Source organism: Neobacillus jeddahensis (genome assembly GCF_000612625.1).
GTDB lineage: Bacteria > Bacillota > Bacilli > Bacillales > Cytobacillaceae > Neobacillus > Neobacillus jeddahensis.
On record NZ_CCAS010000024.1, the window covers coordinates 31,373 to 48,119 of the forward strand.

Annotated in this window: 14 protein-coding genes and 1 CRISPR repeat array (1 of these 15 only partly in view); of the genes, 13 read left to right on the top strand and 1 reads right to left on the bottom strand. The window is 38.2% G+C overall.

The window, feature by feature from the left end; translation table 11 throughout:
* Positions 1-19: 19 nt before the first annotated feature.
* Positions 20-751 carry a hypothetical protein gene (locus TY15_RS12275; protein ID WP_244440922.1) on the bottom strand — a complete coding sequence of 244 codons (732 nt, stop codon included), beginning with the start codon at positions 749-751 and terminating at the stop codon, positions 20-22.
* A 264-nt stretch (positions 752-1,015) separates the two neighbouring features.
* On the opposite strand from TY15_RS12275, the gene TY15_RS12280 reads away from it, so the two are divergent.
* The 13 genes from TY15_RS12280 (at position 1,016) to cas2 (ending at position 15,760) form a co-directional block, all read left to right on the top strand.
* Positions 1,016-1,447, top strand: coding sequence for a MarR family winged helix-turn-helix transcriptional regulator (locus tag TY15_RS12280; RefSeq protein ID WP_040205292.1), 432 nt, complete (start codon positions 1,016-1,018; stop codon positions 1,445-1,447).
* 3 nt (positions 1,448-1,450) lie between these two features.
* A complete protein-coding gene (locus TY15_RS24655; RefSeq protein WP_179301745.1) occupies positions 1,451-1,618 on the top strand; it encodes a hypothetical protein in 168 nt (55 codons plus the stop codon).
* Positions 1,619-1,827: 209 nt separating this feature from the next.
* A complete protein-coding gene (locus TY15_RS25445; RefSeq protein ID WP_040205290.1) occupies positions 1,828-4,197 on the top strand; it encodes a polyprenyl synthetase family protein in 2,370 nt (789 codons plus the stop codon).
* A 444-nt stretch (positions 4,198-4,641) separates the two neighbouring features.
* Positions 4,642-5,262, top strand: coding sequence for a GyrI-like domain-containing protein (locus TY15_RS12290; RefSeq protein ID WP_040205288.1), 621 nt, complete (start codon positions 4,642-4,644; stop codon positions 5,260-5,262).
* Between the two features lie 152 nt (positions 5,263-5,414).
* On the top strand, positions 5,415-5,777 hold the full coding sequence (locus TY15_RS12295) for a hypothetical protein (protein ID WP_040205285.1): 363 nt from the start codon (positions 5,415-5,417) through the stop codon (positions 5,775-5,777).
* A 189-nt stretch (positions 5,778-5,966) separates the two neighbouring features.
* Entirely contained in the window at positions 5,967-7,076 is a 1,110-nt protein-coding gene (locus tag TY15_RS12300; protein WP_040205283.1) for an FtsZ/tubulin family protein, read from the top strand.
* Positions 7,077-7,656: 580 nt separating this feature from the next.
* Positions 7,657-10,083: a CRISPR-associated helicase/endonuclease Cas3 gene (locus TY15_RS12305; RefSeq protein ID WP_040205280.1), complete on the top strand. Its 2,427-nt coding sequence runs from the start codon at positions 7,657-7,659 to the stop codon at positions 10,081-10,083.
* Positions 10,084-10,298: 215 nt separating this feature from the next.
* Positions 10,299-11,018: a type I-C CRISPR-associated protein Cas5c gene (gene cas5c / locus TY15_RS12310; RefSeq protein ID WP_040205279.1), complete on the top strand. Its 720-nt coding sequence runs from the start codon at positions 10,299-10,301 to the stop codon at positions 11,016-11,018.
* Positions 11,015-12,904 (top strand): type I-C CRISPR-associated protein Cas8c/Csd1, encoded by a 1,890-nt coding sequence (gene cas8c / locus TY15_RS12315; RefSeq protein WP_040205277.1) that lies wholly within the window; start codon positions 11,015-11,017, stop codon positions 12,902-12,904. The genes cas5c and cas8c overlap by 4 nt, the downstream gene beginning before the upstream one ends.
* Positions 12,905-12,919: 15 nt before the next feature.
* A complete protein-coding gene (gene cas7c, locus TY15_RS12320; RefSeq protein ID WP_040205273.1) occupies positions 12,920-13,783 on the top strand; it encodes a type I-C CRISPR-associated protein Cas7/Csd2 in 864 nt (287 codons plus the stop codon).
* A complete protein-coding gene (gene cas4, locus TY15_RS12325) occupies positions 13,773-14,432 on the top strand; it encodes a CRISPR-associated protein Cas4 (protein WP_040205272.1) in 660 nt (219 codons plus the stop codon). The genes cas7c and cas4 overlap by 11 nt, the downstream gene beginning before the upstream one ends.
* Positions 14,429-15,460, top strand: a complete 1,032-nt coding sequence (cas1c, locus tag TY15_RS12330) for a type I-C CRISPR-associated endonuclease Cas1c (protein ID WP_040205270.1) — start codon at positions 14,429-14,431, stop codon at positions 15,458-15,460. The genes cas4 and cas1c overlap by 4 nt, the downstream gene beginning before the upstream one ends.
* A gap of 9 nt (positions 15,461-15,469) precedes the next feature.
* Positions 15,470-15,760, top strand: a complete 291-nt coding sequence (cas2, locus tag TY15_RS12335) for a CRISPR-associated endonuclease Cas2 (RefSeq protein ID WP_040205268.1) — start codon at positions 15,470-15,472, stop codon at positions 15,758-15,760.
* Positions 15,761-15,928: 168 nt separating this feature from the next.
* Positions 15,929-16,747: direct repeats of the CRISPR family, unit length 32 nt; unit sequence GTCGCACTCTGTATGAGTGCGTGGATTGAAAT (it continues 1,200 nt past the right edge of the window).

A 16,747-nucleotide genomic window follows, 5' to 3' on the forward strand; every position in this document is an offset into this window, starting at 1 on the left:
TTTGCAGTGATATTCAAATTCAGGCCCATTTTTCCAAAAATCTGCTTCGAACCTGCACTGACCAGTCTTGTAGGGCTTCCTGCCATTGGCCACTATTAAAAAATTGCTCAATCGAATCGGAGGCGTCAGAGAACCAAACGACGAGCTTAACTGGTGCAAGCTGTCCAATCCAAATCCCGCCTGCCTGATCCAGCATCGTATCTTCGATAACCAAAAGAATAGGGAGACCCTTTTGGTAGGCCATGGCTGGTTCAATTTGTAAAAATGGGGAATAGGGCTCCTGTTTGTCTGTTGGACGCGCTGGTTGCAATAGAGCTGCCGTAAAGCCATAACTGGAGTTAACCATTCTTCGAATCTGTTGCAAGGAAGTATCATCATTTTGTTCCGTTGTTGGCAAAGTTTTCGGGAAGAGGAGCTCATTTTTGATTTCCTTAAACATCCGAATAATAAATTGCTGTTGTTTCGTGTAGGGTGGTTCCGGGGGGATCGAACCAAGCGAAGAAAGACCTTGCTGACTGAAAAAAACGGGAATTCTAAATAGGGCAGTCACCGTACTATTTAAATCTTGTAAATCCTGTTGGAGCTGTTCCATCTCATTCTTACTCGCCGATACAGCTCTTCTCACTGGTACAGGACTACTTGCTGGTTCATCATTACGCACCGATACAATCGTCTTTACCGATTCATCGGCCTGATCTTCCTTCTTTTTTTTCTCCTTTTTGTCATTACTTTTTTTATCCTTACTCGACATCTACTATCACCTCAATAGTAAAGATATTCAGACGTTATTGGGAGTGATTGGGCAAATATCACAAAATATTAACTAGTTGTTTTGCTGATCCAGCATGAATAAAATTAGATGTTTGAATTCCCCTTTGACGAATAGTCTGTGGGCTTTTTTTATGGGGAAGGAAAAGCTGATAAATGTAAACAAAAATTTACTATTTTATATATATTACTTGATTTAGTGTAAAAATAGTAATAATATAATTACTATATTGGAAGGTGATCTTAAATGAATGAAGACATTGCAAAAGAATACATTGCGTTGATCCCAAACCTATTTGGTAGTTTTAGCGAATTGAACAAGGGTTCTGTGGAGTTGTCTCATATGCAGAATCACGTCATCGAGTTTATGTATATGCAACAAAGAGCATTAAATCTGAAGGACATCAGTATGGGGCTAGATATTGCTAAGCAGCAATTATCCAATATTATTAGTGATTTAGAAGCGGAAGGCTACCTGGTTAAAGTTTCTGATCCCAAGGATAAACGGGCGGTCTTGGTATCCTTGACAACAAGGGGAACGGAAATTGTCGGGGAAAAATGGGCAAAGATTTATCAAAGGTTTAGCGATAATCTAACGAAATTAAGTGAGGAAGAGAAATTGGATTTAAACTTTGCGCTTCACAAAGTAAATTTCTTACTAAAAAAATTGGAGGAATAAAGCATGAGTCAACGGGAACGGGTATCCATCATGAGTATTGGTGTAATTATGGGGGTCGTGTTTGGTTTAATCTATAACGACATGACGAAATGTCTGGTAACGGGTATTGTGGTCGCAGCGGTGATCACGGTGATGCTAAGCCAACAAGCAAAAAAGGCCACTCGTAAATAAGAATGTAAAAAATTATTTTCCCTCAAATGTTGAGGGACTTTTTTCATTCCATAAAAATTTTCCAAGGACAAGATGAATCTTAATGGTACTATCAATCGTATTCTAAGACTATATATATATTTATCTGACTTCATTTACCCATGTTTAATCTATTATTTGAATGATCAGGCAGCATATATACGAGAAATAGGAACTAGAGGGATGTATGTATGAATAAGCAATTAATAATAAATGCCGATGCATGCTATCGGCTGGCCGAGCAGAAGGCTGCTGATTATTTTCAAACACTTTATCGCCAGGTCCAGCAGAAGAGCTATGTCCCTACCTTAACTAACGATCTCCAATCGTGGAAACATAACCATATCCATCACCCGATCCTTTCTCTTTTTTCGCGCAAAAAGGGAAAAGCTAATACGGAAGGGTATCAGCAATATATCCGCTGGCTTGATGCCGCTGGAAAATTAGTTCCCTACCTGGACCGAAGCATCTCTTATTTGTATATGCGCGATCTGGGAAAATCATTGGCATTACCCGAAACACAAACAAGGGTGAGACAAGTCATTGATAGTTTAAAAACACATTTGACATCGAAGCAGGTAGACAATGAGGAAACGATTAGTATGGCCGGATTGTACCGGTGGGCTCAAAAGGAAGGCATTGAATTGACAATGATTTGGGTGATAAACAAGCTAAAGCTGGTATCCAGCCATATTCCAATCGGGATGGATTCTGAGCACGCTCAACGTAAATTAATCAAAATCATTGCCGGCGTCCTCATGCATGCATACGAAGAGTTGGACGAGAAGCTAACTCCATCAGAGCGTAGTCAGAAGCTTATTGATGCCGTTAGGATCGGCTATTCCTACGGTCTCTCCTATCCCTTTATTGATGATCTGTTGGATGCAAATGTCCTATCGCCCCGTGAGAAAAAGCAATATGCTGAGATGATCCGAACCACTCTGATTACCGGGGATGTACCGGATATAGATGAATGGACGGGCAAGAATAGGGAATTGATTCAGTATATTCATTCCGAACTTCGCGAGGCCTTTGAGTATATTAAGAATCACCACCTGCCTAGGACACGACAATCCTTTTTCGAACAATCGTATGTGTTTTTTCACTCCCAAGAGGTGGACCGGGAAAAGGATTTGTCCAATCCTCATTATACGAATGAAGAGCTGTATATCCCTGTCATTATAAAGTCGTCTTCTTCTCGGTTGATTGCGCGATCGGTCATCAGTGCCCCGGAAGATGAGGGCTTCGATAACCGGACCTTCTATTATGGAATCTACAATCAACTCGCGGATGATTTTACTGATATGTTTGATGATCTAAAAGGGGGGGCTGTTACACCGTATACCTACTATCTTACTTACCATCAGCAGCGTCCGGATTTGATCAATCCGTTTGAATTATACTGGACAGTCATCTCCCATTTAATCCATCATGTGTACCAGTCTGATCCGAAGACCTGTGAAGTCATCCTTGATCGGGCTATAAACGGATTAAAACGATACAAGGAACGGATGGGACTTGAAAAATATAATGAGGTAATGGAACTATTTGCTTCAGGCCAACCGACCTTTAATCGGCTTATCCAACAATTGGTCCGTAAAGCAGATGATGTGGATTTCTTTGACAAACTTCTAAGAGATCATATGATTGCTCAGCTGCGACAGGAGCGGCAGGAGCAGGATGATTTTTTAGAAACAATTGAAACGGTTCGTACTGAAATTAACCATTTGTTGACGATTCCTACCCTTGAGCCAGCTACTTTGATGAAGGAGCCACTAGTGGATGCGGCTAATTATAGCCTCGCAGGGGATGGCAAGCGACTGCGGCCGATCGTGACGTGGGTCATGGGGGTGAACCAATATGGTTTAAACCCTTCTGCAATCGTTCCATTATTGAAATCATTGGAGTATATGCACACGGCATCCCTAATTTTTGATGATCTGCCTTCTCAGGATAATGCGTCTGTACGTAGGGGACGTCCAACCGTGCATCAGGTCTATAATATTGCGATCGCGGAGCTAACTGGTTTGTTTCTGACCCAGAAGGCAATTGAAGAACAAACTGAGTTGGATCAGTTCGATGCGAAAACAGTCCTTCAGTTGATTCAATATTCTGCCCAAATCACGGAGGTAATGTGTATGGGGCAGGCGATGGATTTGGATTCGAAAGGGAAACGGTTGACAGTGGAACAATTGAATCAACTGTGCTTTTATAAAACGGGTATCGCCTTTGAAGCATCTTTGATTATGCCAGCGATTCTTGCTAAGGCAAATGAGTCTGAGCGGGAGGCGTTGAAAACATTCGCCCGTCATGCCGGGATTGCCTTTCAGATTAAGGATGATTTGCTTGATGTGGAAGGGGATGTGAGCTTGCTCGGTAAACCGATTGGCCAAGATGCCGAGAATAATAATTCGACGTTTGTGTCGATTCTTGGTCTCGACGGGGCGAAGAAGGAGATGTGGGATCACTACTGTCTTGCGATCGAAGCGTTGCAGGAGGTTCCACGCAATACCGCGTTCCTGAAGCATTTCATGAATTATATTGTCAATCGTGATCATTGAGTGATGGTCAGCAGCATAAAAGCGCACGATCCACTATGAATTGGAGCGTGCGCTTTTATAGTGTTATCTATTTTTCCCTTTATCGCCTCTTAAGATCATACAGGTGGAACTTGATTTCGCTACCAATGACTCGGTCTCATCATAGACTGAGCAATCGATTAGTAAATTTTTGTCAAGAAAAAGGTAGGGTATGATTGGTTGTGAAATATAGACAAAATATGGGATTGACATTTTTAGGGATTGAATTCACTATGGAGATATAGTGATAGCTTAGGAGTGCTTCTTAGAATGGGGAGCAGTAACTTGCTCTTTATTTTTAGAAATGAAATAGTGGGTTTTCGATCGTATGTTTGCCTTTTAGGAGGATTATGATCATTGTTCGCTGTCGCACTCTTACAGAGTGCGTGGATTGAAATAAGAGGATAAAGGATTGATCTAATCTTCATGACTGAAAAGGTGGATTATAAAAAAACGTTTAAGAGCTTATATATACCAAAAGCAAAGCCGGAAATCATAGATGTCCCCTCGATGAAGTTTATCATGGTCGAGGGCACAGGTGATCCGAATGGTCCCGAATTTGGGCAAGCGGTTGAAGCATTATTTACACTAAGTTATGCTGTGAAAATGTCCTATAAATCAACAGAAGTCCCGCCAGGTTATTATGAATACACTGTTTTCCCGCTTGAGGGAATTTGGGATCTAGTTGATCTATCAATGTCTGAAAGAGATAAAAACAATTTTAAATACACCTTGATGATTCGTCAGCCCGATTTTTTAACAAATGTATGGTTTGAGACATTTTTGGCACAAACCAAAAAGAAAAAGCCAAATTCTTACCTAGACAAGGTTATGTTCAGTGAAATGACTGATGGATTATGCTGTCAAATGCTGCATAAGGGTAGCTACGATGATGAGCCCGTCAGCTTTGAACTAATGGAGAAATTTTGTGAAGAACAAGGATATATTCGGATAAGTAAAACACACCGAGAAATCTATTTATCCGACCCACGAAGGACAGATCGTGAGAAATTGAAGACTGTGTTAAGATTCAAGATTACTAAATAAAATTTTAAGGGTCAGTCCACAAGATTAGGACTGACCCTTTTGGAGATATTGCGATAATTGAGAAAATCTCGAAATTTGTCGAATTTCATCTATATGAATGGTATGATAGTGCTAAAGTAGTATAAAAGGGTTGTTTTTCGGAGGAAAAAGTCATGGGTAAGAAGCTGTATACAATTAATTTAGATATCGAAAAAAACATTTTATTTGTGAAAACAAGTGGGGTCTTTAAAGAGGAAGATGCTAAAGTATATATTAGTGAATTCCAAACCACAGTCAATACGATCAATCCCTCAAAATATAAATTTATTATAGATACTAGTGAACAAGAGGCGGTTGAAACGCATGTCATTGATGATATACGATTTGTATTAAATCAATATTCATCTGCTCATTTTAAAGAGATCGTGGTCATTAATCCAATCTGTCCAATCTCAAAAAGGCAGATTGCCGATTGTGTAAATGAACTGAATTTCAAAGGTGAATTTGTAGATTCCCTTAAAGAAGCCTTCAAGTAATAAGCCGCTCACATCATATAACTCTGTAATTAATGGTGTCAGGCACCTCAAATGGACAATGTCTTTTTGTGGTGCCTGACACCATTTGCATTATAAGCCCCTTAATATACTTCTTTTTTTTGCATTTTATAATAGAAAAGTCTAATTTTCTAAAATATGCGTATGATTTTAGAAAGAGGAGGGGATTGAGTGAAATCAATTGGAATTTTGGGAGTGGGCCAAGCAGGAGGAAACCTTGCAGAAATTGCAGCGTCTATGGGTTTTCAAACTGCTCTGATTAACACTAACCAACGAGACGGAACAGCAAACACAAAGGTGGAAAAGAAATTTTTTGTTCCTGGTTATAATGGCGCTGGTCAAGATCGGTCGATAGGTCTAAAAGCGGTCAATGATCATTATCGGGAGTTAATTGACTTTGTTAAAAGGTCCTTTAAGAATACTAAGCTATTATTGGTTGCCTTCTCGACTGATGGAGGTACGGGGTCGGGGATGAGCCCGCTCTTAATGGATCTATTGTTAGATCAAATGCCTGGAGTGCATATCGGTGCGATTGCGATTGTCCCCGACCGAAATGTCTTGGCTGGAAATCGCATTAATGCAGCGGCCTGTATTGAAGAGGTTTCCAAAATAGAAGCACTCTCGTCGGTGTTTCTGGTGGATAACGATCAACTGCGTAAATTTAATCCACAATCTAGTAAACATCAAATCTATCTAGCATCCAATCATCAAGCAATTGAAGCCATTAAATGTGTCTTACAAATTACGAAAAAGAGCTCGTTTTACGGGAATTTTGATGAGACGGATTTAATGAATATTCTTAGTACAAGAGGAGTTACCATTATCTCTTCGACGACGATTACAGACGCGAAGACTACTTCTGATGTATCTAGCAAAATCCAACAATCATGGCTCAATTCTATCTTTTGTCCAGTTGAATCAACAGGCGTGATTCGAGCAGGGTTAATCTATGAAGGACCTGAGAAAATGGCGAAGCTCATCAATGTTCCAGCTATTTTTGAAAGAGTGGGTGAACCTTTAGAGCTATTCGAAGGTACGTATATTTCTGAATCAGATCCTACGATTACGACAGTTCTGGCGGGGCTTGCCTTTCCTACACGACGACTGCAGGTTCTTGAAGATTTTCTCGAGAAAAACAAGGATCGCCTGCAATCATTGGTAAACAAAGAGCAAACCCAGCATTATGAGTCGCAAATTACTTGGTCCTCAAACCTAAAGGCACGCCCACAGGAGCGGAAAACGGGGACGATATCTTCGAAGTTATCGAAGTATCAGCGGTAAATGATCTGATGGGAAAAAATAAAAAATGGTGCCAGGCATCACAAAAAATAGAATCTTGCCAGGGGCGAGATTCTATTTTTTGAAAATTCGTTAATTTATTTGGATATTAAAGGGAAAAGATGATGGTTATGGAATTATTATACATAAAGGTTTTGAAAAAAGTAGTGTGTTTCATTTTGTAAGTTAATGTGGAAAATTAAGGACAAGGTATCTAAATAATGCTGCTTTTACGAAACTACAAATGGGGAGGATTGGAATAAGACTTTTTAGAGGAGTAGGGAAATTATTTGAGTGATAGTTTAAAAGGTGGGCTTTGGTCGCACTCTATGTGAGTGCGTGAATTGAATCAAATATTTAGAGACAGTTTAATTAAAACGTACTATTTATTGACAATTTTGGAAAGTGCTAAATGGATATCTGAGAATATGATATTATAATATCAACAGATTTTTTGGATACTAATACTATGAGAGAATTGAACATTAAAGCAACAACAAGAAAAGCAGATGCGTATCATCCCATAAAGGGTGACATCTGCTTTTTTTTATAAATATGAAAGGTTATTTTGAGGAGGGAAAATATGAATTATATAGCTCACATTCGTGAAAGCGACAAGCTTGTACAAACTGTAGATGAACATTTATTGGGTGTAAAAGATCTTGCGGAGTGCTATGGGGAACCGCTCGGAATTAAACACATCACAGGACTTGCTGGGATGCTTCATGATCTAGGGAAATATACAAACGAGTTTAGAGATTACATTTTGGAAGCAGTAAAAAATCCTGACGCCCCTCCAAAAAGAGGTAGTGTTGACCATTCTACAGCTGGCGGGAAACTTCTATACGAATTATTCCATGTTACGAATATTACACCTTACAAAGGGATTGTTGCTGAAATCGTAGGAAACGCCATTATTTCTCACCATTCCTCTCTTCATGATTTTTTAAATCCAGATTTAGAATCAAATTATTTAAGGAGAGTTAGAGATAAAGAGTTGCCCGAATTTAATAGATCAAGGAAGTCCTTCTTTGACCATGTTATGAGTGAGGAAGATTTCCATGTATATGTTGAAAAGGCTGCAAATGAACTTGAGGAATTTTTAGCAAAAGAACGGCAAGAAAATAATGAAAAACAAATCATGTTTTTAACAAAATATATTTTCAGTTCCTTAATTGATGCCGATCGGACGAATACTAGATTGTTTGAAGAAAATAACACAGAGGAAATAATCTTTGATCATCAAGAGCTATTCGAAACACATTATAGCAGGCTGATGGCAAAGATCAATGATTTTAAACAGCATAAGAATGCTAATACACCTATTAACCTTTTAAGAGCATCGATGTCTAGTCAATGTGAATTGTTTGCGGAGAAACCATCAGGAATCTACACATTATCCATCCCCACAGGCGGAGGTAAAACCTTAGCTAGTTTAAGATATGCACTAAAGCACGCTATGGTACATAACAAAAAAAGGATTATCTATATTGTCCCATACACGACGATTATTGAACAAAACGCGGAAGAAGTTAGAAAAATCCTCATGGATGATGCCAATATATTAGAGCATCATTCTAACGTGATCGAAGATGATCATGATAATGATGAAAGTCAAGATGGTATGATGACTATTCAGCAAAAATTAAACTTAGCAAAGGATAATTGGGATTCACCAATTATTTTTACTACGATGGTCCAGTTTCTTAATGTTTTTTATGCAAAGGGAAGTAGGAATAGTAGAAGGCTTCATAATTTAAGTGAATCGGTCATTATTTTCGATGAAGTCCAAAAAGTTCCGATTCCATGTGTATCCTTATTTAATCAGGCATTAAACTTTTTAAAAATATATGCCCGTTCTAGTATTGTTCTCTGCACAGCAACACAACCAGCACTTGATTTTGTAGAACATAAATTAGAAATTAATACTGATGCTGAAATGATTAGTAGTCTTGACGATGTGATTGATGCCTTTAAACGAGTAGAAATTATTGATAAAGCAACAAATGAAGCATTAAATAATGAAAAACTTGCTAATTTTATAGCTATAAAATTGGAAGAGGTTCAGAGTGTTTTAGTCATTTTAAATACTAAAACCGTTGTTAAGAATTTATATAATTTATTAATAGAGCAAGACATGGATATTCCTATCTATCACCTGAGTACAGCGATGTGTGCTGCACATCGAAATAAGATCTTAGCTGAAGTCAGGCAGCATCTAAAGGAAGGGAATAAAATCATTTGTATTAGTACCCAGCTCATTGAAGCAGGTGTGGATGTTAGCTTTGACTGTGTGATTCGTTCTTTAGCGGGGCTGGATTCGATCGCACAGGCTGCTGGCAGATGTAATCGACATGGCGAAAAGGATATTCAACATGTGTATGTAATCGATCATGAAGAAGAAAAGTTGGATCGCTTAAAAGAAATTAAAGTTGGTAAACAAGTTGCTAGGAAAATACTTATTGATATAAGGCGGGATAGTAGCAGTCACGGGGGGAGTATTTTATCTGTCCCTGCGATGGATAGGTATTTTAGAGAATACTATACAGAATTTGAAGCTGATTTGAATTATTTTATCCCCAAATTAAAAAAGGATATGACCGAGTTATTGACTGCAGCAAAGACAGATTCTAGTTTTTATCAGGCCTATATTCATAATGAGAGAAAGCCTCTGCCGTTATTTATCATAAATAGCTATAAAACAGCTGCAGAAAACTTTCATGTTATTGATAATATCACTACTTCTGTGCTTGTGCCATTTGAAGATGGGAAGGAGATAATTGCAGAACTAAACAGTAATAATTCGATTGCGGATCTTACCAGGTTATTACGAAAGGCTCAGCAATATACGATTAATCTTTATCGTTATGAACTAGAGCAGTTAGGAAAAAATAATGGAGTTGTGAGTTATTTGGATGGGAAAATCCTAGCATTAAGGGAAGGTGCTTATAATCAAGAATTTGGACTTAATCTCGAAAATGATAGTCCCTTTGGATTGAACATGTATTAAAACCCTATCTTTTTATGATAGGGTTCCAAATAATATAGTATATTTTTCAATCCACGCTTATAAAAGCGACGCCCTATTATAACATAATAAATAACTTAATTGAACATTCATATAATATATTATTTAAAATAATTAAAATATTCATTGTATTTTCAGATAAACAGGAATATTATTGAATTGTTAGGAAAAATTTACTATTAAAGGAGGTGATCATTTTGAGAAATTCAATTGAATTTGAGGTTTTTGGGAACTATGCCCTATTTACGGATCCCTTAACAAAAATGGGGGGAGAGAAGCTTTCTTATCAGGTACCAACATATCAAGCTCTTAAAGGTATTGTAGAATCGATTTATTGGAAACCGACTCTACTGATGGTAGTTGATGAGGTTCGTATAATGAATGCAATTCGGATGGAGTCAAAAGGAATTCGCCCAATCGAATATGGCGGAGGAAATACTTTGGCCAATTATACCTATTTAAAAGATATACGTTATCAAGTGCGGGCCCATTTTATTTTCAATCCGTATCGACCTGATATGGCTTTTGATCGTAACGAAAATAAACATCATAGCATCTTAATACGCTCTCTTAAAGCAGGAGGGAGAAGAGACATTTTCCTTGGTACTCGAGAATGTCAAGGTTATGTAGAACCATGTGTATTTGGTGAAGGGGAAGGTTTTTACGATAATTATGGTGAGCTACACCTAGGAACAATGATTCACGGGATTAATTATCCTGACGAAACAGGTAAGAACGAAATGGAGGTTCGGATCTGGAATCCCGTAATGAAGGATGGCATCATTCAGTTTCTCAGACCAGATCAATGTACACAAACGCGTAAGGTTAAGGATATGGAACCAAAGCAATTTGATGCTGAAAATGTTGAATCAGTAGAAAATCTGTTTAGGCAAATAGTAGAGGGGGGGAATTCATGAGCTGGTTATTAAATTTGTATGAGACGTATGAATCTAATTTAGATTGTGTCGGAAAAATTGAGAAAAAGCATAATGGACAAGAATATACTTTATTACCCATTTCTCATACGACGCAAAATGCCCATATCGAAGTGGATATTACAGAAGACGGGGAATTTCATTCAGCGAGAGTCATAGATAAGAAGGATGCAAGCACATTAATACCATGTACAGAAGGATCAGCAAGTCGTGCGGGTTTAAAAATTGCTCCATACCCACTTCACGATAAATTGAGCTATGTGGCAGGAGATTTCGTCGCCTTTGGCGGTAAAATAAAAGACGAGGAACCCTTTACATATTATATTGAGCAATTAGAAAAATGGGCTAAATCGCCATTTGCAATTAGTAAGGTAATTAGCATTTATAAATATTTAAAAAAGAAACAATTAATTAATGATCTAGTTGAAGAAAATATTTTGTATTTAGATGGCAATGGCCAATTAATCAATACTTGGGATAAAAAATATGAATCCTTATATAGTGAAAAACCGGCTATTTTTTCAGCTGTGACGGGCGGACAAGAAAGCGCTTTCGTAAGATTTAATGTTTATTCGTCAACTAATATCTTAACGAAGGTATGGAAAGATAGCAAAATGTATGAATCTTTCATTTGTTATTACCATGACCTGTTAGGCGATGAGGATATTTGCTTTGTAACTGGGAAAAAGAGGCCTAGCACTGATAAACATGCAAATAAAATTAGAAATGCAGCTGACAAAGCTAAATTAATTTCGGCCAACGATACCAGTGGTTTTACGTTTAGAGGAAGATTTAATAAAAGCAATGAAGTAGCAAGTATCAGTTATGAAGTGTCACAAAAAGCACATAATGCCTTGAAATGGCTGATTAATCGGCAGGGTAAAACCATTGACCAGCGTGTGTTCCTTGTATGGGGGAATGATGACCTTTTCATTCCAGATCCTATTGAGGATACTTTTTCAATTAATCCTATCTCAATGGAAAAAAGAGAAAGGAAATCTTTTACGAACCAAGAGTTTGCCAATGAAGTGGCCAAGGCCTTGGAAGGATATAAGAATCATTTATCAACTAAATCAAAAGTCAATATTATTATTCTTGATTCTGCAACAACAGGTCGGTTGGCAGTACTTTACTATAGAAATATGAATAAGGAAATCTACTTAGATAGGCTTAAAAATTGGCATACAACATGTGTGTGGATGCATCGATATCGAAAAGATGATCAGGGTGAGCATGTACAGTTCTATGGAGCACCTGCCACGAAAGATATTGCGTTTGCAGCTTATGGACCAAGGGCAAATGAGAAAATAGTCAAAGGGTTAATGGAACGCATGCTTCCTTGTATTGTTGATGATAAAAAAATTCCACTTGATATTGTCAGAAGTGCTATTTATCGTGCCTCGAATCCAGTGTCAATGGAGAGGTGGGAATGGGAAAAAACGCTCAGCGTCACGTGTGCACTAATTAATAAACAGGAGGGATATAATGTGGCACTAGATATAGAAAATAATCACCGCGACTATTTATTCGGCCGGTTACTAGCTGTTGCTGATGTCTTGGAGAGACGTGCATTAGGCCCTGATGAGACACGTTCAAGTAATGCAATCCGTTATATGAATTCTTTTTCTAAAAATCCTGCAAGAACGTGGAAAACGATTCAGGAAAGTCTACAGCCTTATCAAGCACGTCTGGGTACAAAAGCTCGATATTTATCAAGTTTAATCGATGAAATATCTTCACGAATTGATTTTGAGGATTTTAATAATAAGCCCTTATCGGGTAAGTATTTATTAGGCTTTTACAGTCAACGCCATGATTTATATCAGAAAAAAGAAAAAACGGATATAAAAGAAGAAGCGGCCAATTAAAAGGGGGAATTGAACATGAGTATATTAGATCATAAAATTGATTTTGCTGTTGTCCTATCCGTAACAAAGGCTAATCCAAATGGAGATCCATTAAATGGTAATCGCCCTAGGCAAAATTATGATGGACATGGTGAAATTTCCGATGTAGCAATTAAGAGGAAAATCAGAAACCGATTGCAGGATATGGGGGGATCTATTTTTGTACAATCCAATGATCGGAACATTGATGATTTTAAGAGTTTAAGAGAACGTGCAGAATCCAATTTAGCGCTACAGAAAATCTTAAAATCTAAAAATAGCTCAAGTGATGAATTTGCGTCCATTGCATGTGAACAATGGCTAGATGTCCGTAGCTTTGGCCAAGTTTTTGCTTTCAAAGGCGCCGGTTCGGGAGCAGGAGTTTCAGTTGGGGTTAGAGGACCAGTATCCATTCATACAGCGACAAGTGTTGATCCAATTGATATTACTAGTATGCAAATTACAAAAAGTGTTAACTCTGAGCCAGGAAAGGAAAAGGGTTCAGATACAATGGGAATGAAGCACCGAGTAGATTTTGGTGTTTACGTGTTTTACGGCAGCATCAATACACAGCTTGCTGAAAAAACAAGATTTACTATTGATGATGCAGAAAAATTGAAAGAAGCACTTGTGACCTTGTTTGAAAATGATGCTTCGGCTGCGAGACCAGATGGAAGTTTAGAAGTTCATAAGGTTTACTGGTGGGAGCATAATTCAAAACTGGGTCAATATTCTTCAGCTAAAGTACATCGGTTAGTAGATATTAAATCAAATGTAGACGAACCTAAATCATTTGATGACTATACCATATATGTAAATGAATTGGACGGTTTAAAAGTAGAGATTCTTGATGGACTATAATGAAGAAGACAGCTATCTAATGTTATCCGGCATCCAGCACTTTCAATTTTGCCGCCGCCAATGGGCGCTCATACATATTGAACAGCAATGGGAAGAAAATGTTCGGACGGTTGAAGGACAGCATCTCCATCAAAAAGCAGATCAGCCCTTTATTCGTGAAAAACGAGGTGAAAAACTGATTGTTCGTGCGATGCCCATCAAGTCAAGAGAATTAGGGATATCTGGGATTTGTGATGTTGTTGAGTTTATCAAAGATACTAACGGTATTGAAATTAATGGTATGGAAGGAAAGTATACTGCTTTCCCAATCGAATATAAACGAGGAAAACCAAAAAAAGACGATTCAGATGTTTTACAGCTAACCGCGCAAGCGATGTGTTTAGAGGAAATGCTCGTTTGTGAAATTAATGTGGGATATTTGTTTTACAATGAGATTAAACATAGAGTTGAAGTGTCATTAACAGAAGAGCAGAAAAATAACGTTAGGGCGATTGTCACAGAAATGCAGGAATATTATCAGCGCAGGCACACGCCAAAGGTGAAGACAGGATCCTTTTGCAAAAACTGTTCGCTCCAACATATTTGTTTACCAGAATTGATGAATAAACGATCTGTTAAAAGTTATATTGAAGGGAAGATCCTTGAATGAAAAAACTTTTAAATACTCTTTATATCAATCAACCAGATGTTTATTTGGCATTAGATGGTGACAATATTCTCCTCCTTAAGGAGCAGGAGCAGTTGGGCAGGCTACCACTTCATAATTTAGAGTCCATTGCAGCATTTGGTTATACTGGGGCCAGTCCGGCTTTGATGGGGTATTGTGCTGAAAGAAACATTTCACTTGTATTTTTTACGATGAATGGGCGTTTTCTTGCTCGAGTGATCGGTCAAAGTAGAGGGAATGTGGTCCTTAGGAAGAAGCAATACCGTGTTTCGGACAATGAGGAATTGTCAGCTAAAGTGGCTCGAAACTTTATTGTTGGAAAAGTTTATAATAATAAATGGATCATCGAAAGGATGACCAGAGATTATCCACTACGAATAGATGCTGCTCAATTCAAAGAAGTCTCTCAGCATTTATCTTCTATTATTCTTGATATAAGAAGGTGTGAGGATTTAGAGAGATTGAGAGGATTAGAAGGGCAAGCCGCGATTAGCTACAATAAACTATTTGATCAAATGATTTTACAACAAAAAGGGGATTTTTATTTCCATTCTCGTTCTCGAAGACCGCCATTGGATAATGTGAATGCCATGCTCTCTTTTGCTTATACTCTATTAGCCAATGATATGGCATCAGCATTAGAAGGAGTAGGGCTAGATGCCTATGTCGGCTTTTTGCATCGTGACCGCCCTGGACGAGCATCGTTAGCTTTAGATGTGATGGAAGAACTGAGGGGAGTCTATGCTGATCGGTTTGTTTTGTCACTAATCAATAAAAAAGTCGTCAATAAAGACGATTTTTTAAAAAAGGAAAATGGTGCGGTGATCATGACAGATGAAGCTAGAAAGAAATTTTTAGCGGCTTGGCAAACGAAGAAGCAGGAGAAAATAACGCACCCGTTTTTAGGTGAAAAAATTGCATGGGGATTAGTTCCCCATGCTCAAGCATTATTATTGGCCCGATTTTTACGAAATGACTTAGATGAATATCCAACTTTTTTGTGGAAGTAGGTGTGTCTGTTGCTGGTATTAGTTACGTATGATGTAAGTACTGTTAGTAGCGGAGGGCAAAAGAGGTTACGGAAGGTTTCTAAGGCATGTCAAAATTATGGCCAGCGAGTACAGAATTCTGTCTTTGAATGTGTTGTAGACGCGACTCAATTTGCTGCTTTAAAAATTTGCCTAGCAGACATAATTGATAAAGATAAGGATAGTCTTAGATTTTACCAACTAGGTAATAATTATAAGACTAAGGTGGAGCATATAGGTGTGAAAGAATCTATCGACTTAGAAAGTCCTTTAATTTTTTAGTGCGAACGTATAGCACACATCGTTTTCTAGGTAGGTTCGCACCAGGATTTTTAGCGGAATTGGTCGAAAGTTTTATATTAATAAGTTTCGTTCCTTATTTTAATAAGGGAAATAGTGTTTTTTGATACCAATTTATCTATATTAGGCTTTTTTTGGTCAAAAATCGCTGTCGCACTCTGTATGAGTGCGTGGATTGAAATGCTATTGGGTTGATGAGCATGGTGATACAGTTGAGTCGCACTCTGTATGAGTGCGTGGATTGAAATTAGGAGGAAATGTAAATGAATGAGAAAATGGAACGTCGCACTCTGTATGAGTGCGTGGATTGAAATATATCTACGTCAAAGATCTGTACCATTGCCTCCAGTCGCACTCTGTATGAGTGCGTGGATTGAAATCTATACACGTCATGCACTCTCACAAGAAAGTCAAAGTCGCACTCTGTATGAGTGCGTGGATTGAAATTCCCTGTGAAAAGTGCTGAGCTCACAACTGATCCGTCGCACTCTGTATGAGTGCGTGGATTGAAATCCATCAGGGACAGTGGATGCTCCCACTGTTTATCGTCGCACTCTGTATGAGTGCGTGGATTGAAATATTTGCCGATTGTTTTTAACCTTGGAGATACATGCGTCGCACTCTGTATGAGTGCGTGGATTGAAATTAAAATTTCCTTATTCAACAGGTTTCCTCCTCTGTCGCACTCTGTATGAGTGCGTGGATTGAAATCGTACAGGTTTATTATGTTGTACAACATTTTCACTGTCGCACTCTGTATGAGTGCGTGGATTGAAATACCTCTTGTGTGATTTGGTCTTAGAAAATAGAAGTCGCACTCTGTATGAGTGCGTGGATTGAAATCAGTATCCTTTTCCACCTTTTACGCAACCAATACAGTCGCACTCTGTATGAGTGCGTGGATTGAAATGTTTAGGCGATCAAACAATTGTAATCGATAACCACGTCGCACTCTGTATGAGTGCGTGG